This window comes from Clostridium thermobutyricum, from assembly GCF_000371465.1.
In the GTDB taxonomy this organism is placed as follows: domain Bacteria; phylum Bacillota; class Clostridia; order Clostridiales; family Clostridiaceae; genus Clostridium; species Clostridium thermobutyricum.
The window spans coordinates 1-3904 of record NZ_KB850963.1; the positions used below are offsets into that span (position 1 = coordinate 1).

Sequence of the window (3904 nt, forward strand, 5' to 3'; positions counted from 1 at the left end):
CTCTCCTTCATTTATTTTTTTTGCTATTTGATTTAAATTATTTCCTTCTCTTGATAGTTCCAAAAGAATTTCTTTTAATCCATCTACCACAATTATTTTTTTATTTAATGCACTTTTTATTAAATAATCCGTTTGCTTTAATTTTGATTTTTCTACTTTCTTTTTTATTTCTTTATACTCTTTTTCTGTTACATAAAATTTTATTTGCTTATCTCTTTTTCTATTTTCACTCATAAATTTACTCCTTAAAAAAATCTTTGATTTTTAAAATCCGTAAGATTTTGGGTGTGGTCTTGGAGGGCTTTGCCCTAACCCAAGCAAGATAGTAAAACTTGTTTTACGGTCGTATTTGTTACCCTTTCGGGTACTCAAATACTAATCTTGCATAAAACTTCTTAATTAAATTTTACTCCTAAATTTTGGAGAATTCAACTCAAATATAAAAAGCCTTTTTTCCCCCTAATGACTTCCTAAAATAAATAAAAAACCTAGTCAAGGGTAATAAAAAAATATGTTGCTGCTATTAATTCCTGAAAGGATCTTTAGCTGAAACATATTTTTTTATTAGCGAAGCCTTGCCCATTGACTAATTTTTTATTTGTTTTACTTTCTTGATAAGGGGAAAAAAAGCTTTAATTTCTTTTCAAAACTTTTTTTATTTTTTAATTTTCTTTTCTCTAAATTTAATTTAATTTCTTGAATTCTTTCTTCTGTAGCTACAACTCTTTCGCAAATTTTTTCATAACTTTTTTGTTTCTCTTCATAATTTTTTATTTCATTTTCTGTAGCTACACTTAAAATTTCACTCATGCTCTTGCCTTTTTCTTTTGCAATTTTTTTTAGTTTTTCTTTTTGGTCTGATGTAACTCTAACCCTTATAATTTCATCTTTTATAACTTTTGTAGCCACAAAAAAAACCTCACTTTCATTACTGAAATAATTCTGTAGCTACATCAAAAAACCTTTATTTTAATTTAAATTTTTCTCTATTTTTAATTTTATCTCTTCAAGCTCTATTAAAATTTTTTCTTGTTCTTCTTTACTATAGCTTTTATATTTTATTTCTCCATTATCTGATTCAATATAGCAAATAGGGTTATCATCATTACTCTTTCTTATAACATCAAGTTTTATTTCTGCTGATAAATACTCTTCATATTTCTTAACCCATTCCCTTTGCTCTTTTCCTACTGTATTTTCTATCCTACTTTCTAACTCTCTTAAAACATTCATCTTAACAACTCCTTTTATACTCTTAAATATTATTATATTTTATAGGGGCATTCCCCTCTGCTACCGCATTCACCCCTCTACCGCCTTACACTATAATTTCACTTCGTTACATTACAGTTTCAGTTGGTCTACATAAAACACTTGACTTTAAAGCTAGGCTAAATATACTGAACTGGTAAGAAAGGAAGGAGGCGAAGACGCAGTTATTCCCTTACCAATAGACATAATTTTATATCTATCAGTAAGGAAATAACTACACTATACTGAACTGTATAATCAGTCAGTCGGCTCATTGCACCCTATCTGTTACGTGTTGTTACACCTACCAGCTTTCTACATTATGGTTCTATCCTAATGCTAATCTGCTGATAGTTCCCGAGCACCTATGCTCCTAGAACTCCCACTCCTGTCCGTTAAGTCGACATCACTCTCTTTCCCATAACACCTAAAGATAGGGACTAGGCTAAATTGTTATGGAGGTATTCTTTTTGCATCGGCAATACTTACCTTTCATCTTATTTATAGTAGTTGTATGGCTTGTCCTACTACATATCATATAGGTGATATGCAACCTATTAATAATAAAAAAAGCTTAGGTATTAAATACCTAAGCTTAGAAATTCTTTCCCTATTATTTACTTGTTTTCTTGTAAACAAGTAAATAAAATTACTAAAACCTATTGAAAACTCTGTATCTTTTTACTATACTAAATATATCAAAAAGATATAAAATCTTCGGTTGGGTTACCTTCACTTAAGTGCTTTTTAAGTGTTCGTTTATTCCTTAGCTTCTTGGTACTTTCAATACCTTAAGTTACAATCAATCGTTTCCTAGACGATTAATTGAACCGAAGTTGAAAATTCAGCACTAACTTTTTAGTGCTTTTTTCTATGCAATTTTTTACTTCGTAATTTCCAATTCTAATTGAGAATATGAATAAAAAATTGGAAATTTTATGTCTTAATTTTACGCTTTTTTTGTTATAATGTAAACTATTTATTTCTTAAATTTTATTTTTTCTTTTTATTTTCTGAAATAAGTGCAATTATATAAGATATTGTTAATAATATAAATAGAATTCCTATTATATATCTTTTATCAAAAATACTTAATATTCCTGCTATCAAAAAACATATCGTTGAAATTGTCTTTAAATTCTTAGAACTTATTTTTTTCATAAATTTTTCTCCTTACTTTTTAAAAAATAATATATATATAATAATTAAAAATAATATTGGTGTGATTATCAAGTTTATATACACTAAATAATCAATGATCTTATGCCTATCAAAATAACTTTTTACTTCTCTATCTGCTTTATTTTTTACTTTCTCTGTTTCTTCTACTATTTCCTTTAACTTATTTCCACTTCTTATTACATTTTCTTTTAATGTTTCATTGGTTTTTTCTACTACCTTTATTGAATTATCTCTCAAGGTTAAAACCTCTTGTTTTATATTTTCTCCTATCTTCTCTAGCTCTCTGTTCAAGCTCTTTTCTAGAATTTTGTTGCTCTCTTCTAATTCTCTCACTCTCTTCTCTTGCTCTTTGCTCTTCTTCTCTTGCTTTAATAGAAAATTGTTTTGCTCCTCTTTCAATTTCTCCAATACTTCCATATATTCTGTTAAAGTTTCCTTCAAAAGACTGTTTTCTAATTCCTGTTTGCTTATTTTGTTCAGCTCCTTCAACTGTTCTCTTGCTGATATTTTTTTCTCTTCCTCCATTATTTCTTTCGCTGATTGTCCTGTCTGCTTGTTTATTAAGCTCATTTAAAACACTCTCCTTTGTATAATTTTCACCTAATCTTTTCCCTCTTACTGCTCTATTTTGTGTTGGGTGCTTATAACTTATTGTATTTTTAGTTACCCTAGTTTCTACATCATATTTTTCTTTTAAGTTTTCTCTAAAATCTTCTAAATTTTTTGATTTTTTTAATTCAAGTTCTATTACTTCTCTAAGTTCTCCTTTCCAAGTTTCTTGACCTCTTTTTTCAATCCTATATTCTCCATCAGTTTTAAAAATCGAACTTTTTTTATTTAAATCTATTTTTTTTAAATGTTCTCTTTCACAAATTTTATTACTTTCTATTTTCATTTTTTCTAATTTTTTTGGACTTATCTGAAGCTTTTTTCCGTCCTCAATACTTACAGAATTTATTAAAAAATGATTATGGATATGTTCTTTATCTATGTGAGTTACTAAATAAATTTGGTATCCTTTTATATTTTTTTCTATCCATTCTTTACCGATTTCATGAGCTTTTTCAGGAGTTATTTTATCTGTTTTACTAAATGCTTGTGTGTAATGATAATATTGTTTTCCTTCTTTTTTGTTGTACATTTCTTTTACTATATTAAATTCTTTTTCAATATTATCAGTAGTACAATTAATTCCCTCTTTTAATTCTTTTAATGTTTTACCTTCTTTTTCTAAATACTTTAATTGATTTTTTAAACTTTTCGTTCCTGGTAAACATCTTATTATTGCCATTATTTTTTTACTCTCCTTTTAAAATTTTCTCAATTAAATCCCATAACTCCATTAAGTTTTTTTTCATTTCTTTTATATCTGTTTGCTCTCCTTCATTTATTTTTTTTGCTATTTGATTTAAATTATTTCCTTCTCTTGATAGTTCCAAAAGAATTTCTTTTAATCCATCTACCACAATTA

The 3904-nt window shown here is 27.0% G+C and carries 7 protein-coding genes; all 7 read right to left on the reverse strand.

What is annotated here, in order from left to right:
* Positions 1 to 234, reverse strand: a 234-nt coding sequence (locus tag HMPREF1092_RS16285) for a plasmid mobilization protein (protein WP_002599803.1), incomplete at its 3' end; no start/stop codon positions are given.
* Positions 235 to 603: 369 nt separating this feature from the next.
* Positions 604 to 909 (reverse strand): hypothetical protein, encoded by a 306-nt coding sequence (locus tag HMPREF1092_RS16290; RefSeq protein ID WP_002599804.1) that lies wholly within the window; start codon positions 907 to 909, stop codon positions 604 to 606.
* A gap of 60 nt (positions 910 to 969) precedes the next feature.
* A complete protein-coding gene (locus HMPREF1092_RS16295) occupies positions 970 to 1233 on the reverse strand; it encodes a hypothetical protein (RefSeq protein WP_002599805.1) in 264 nt (87 codons plus the stop codon).
* A gap of 1011 nt (positions 1234 to 2244) precedes the next feature.
* Positions 2245 to 2412, reverse strand: coding sequence for a hypothetical protein (locus tag HMPREF1092_RS17400; RefSeq protein WP_002599806.1), 168 nt, complete (start codon positions 2410 to 2412; stop codon positions 2245 to 2247).
* A 12-nt stretch (positions 2413 to 2424) separates the two neighbouring features.
* Positions 2425 to 2670, reverse strand: coding sequence for a hypothetical protein (locus HMPREF1092_RS16300; RefSeq protein ID WP_002599807.1), 246 nt, complete (start codon positions 2668 to 2670; stop codon positions 2425 to 2427).
* On the reverse strand, positions 2660 to 3724 hold the full coding sequence (locus HMPREF1092_RS16305; RefSeq protein ID WP_002599808.1) for a relaxase/mobilization nuclease domain-containing protein: 1065 nt from the start codon (positions 3722 to 3724) through the stop codon (positions 2660 to 2662). Before HMPREF1092_RS16305 ends, HMPREF1092_RS16300 begins: the two co-directional genes overlap by 11 nt.
* A gap of 7 nt (positions 3725 to 3731) precedes the next feature.
* Positions 3732 to 3899, reverse strand: a complete 168-nt coding sequence (mobC, locus tag HMPREF1092_RS16310) for a plasmid mobilization relaxosome protein MobC (RefSeq protein ID WP_242830437.1) — start codon at positions 3897 to 3899, stop codon at positions 3732 to 3734.
* Positions 3900 to 3904 lie beyond the last annotated feature (5 nt).

Bases quoted from the DNA above. Each gene is read 5' to 3' on its own strand.
- HMPREF1092_RS16305 (WP_002599808.1), bottom strand. From the start codon at position 3,724: ATGGCAATAATAAGATGTTTACCAGGAACGAAAAGTTTAAAAAATCAA.
- HMPREF1092_RS16295 (WP_002599805.1), bottom strand. From the start codon at position 1,233: ATGAATGTTTTAAGAGAGTTAGAAAGTAGGATAGAAAATACAGTAGGA.
- HMPREF1092_RS17400 (WP_002599806.1), bottom strand. From the start codon at position 2,412: ATGAAAAAAATAAGTTCTAAGAATTTAAAGACAATTTCAACGATATGT.